This is a genomic window from Grimontia celer (genome assembly GCF_900055185.1).
Classification (GTDB): Bacteria; Pseudomonadota; Gammaproteobacteria; order Enterobacterales; family Vibrionaceae; genus Enterovibrio; species Enterovibrio celer.
This window is the reverse complement of sequence record NZ_FIZX01000107.1, coordinates 1-501: the sequence shown is the minus strand read 5'-3', so window position 1 is coordinate 501 and position 501 is coordinate 1. Positions and strand designations below refer to the sequence as shown.

The following is a 501-nucleotide window of genomic DNA, read 5'->3' as shown; positions in this document are numbered from 1 at the left end:
AAACACAATATCGTTGAAAAATAATATTGAGAATCTTAAAAATAAATTATCAAAAGAAGAAGTTAGAAAAGCATTGAAATTTACAGACGTAGATAAAATACCAGTTTTTGACGCTTGTAAAAAAGCAGCAAAAGGTGAGGAATCTGATTGTTTTAATAATGAAATGATGCACCATATTTCTAAATATTTTAGTTATCCAGGAGAAGCTGTTAGACAAAGTTTACAGGGAGATGTTTGGGTTCGTTTTATTATTGATAAAAGTGGTTATGTAAAAAATATAAAAACGTTAGGTCCTGATAATGCTGAAATATTAAACAATGAAGCTACCCGTGTAGTTTTAAAGTTACCAAGGTTTAAACCTGCAAAAAAAGGAGGAAAGCGTACTTCTGTAAAGTATGGTTTCCCTATTAACTTTTCTTTAGAAGAGTAAAAATATTATTTTAAAAAACAAAACACTTTAAAATGTTTAAAAAATATTCAATAATTATTATTTTTACTTTA

At 26.3% G+C, this 501-nt stretch carries 1 protein-coding gene; it reads left to right on the top strand.

The window, feature by feature from the left end; translation table 11 throughout:
- Positions 1–430, top strand: a 430-nt coding sequence (locus tag GCE9029_RS27210) for an energy transducer TonB (protein WP_231870211.1), incomplete at its 5' end; no start/stop codon positions are given.
- Positions 431–501 lie beyond the last annotated feature (71 nt).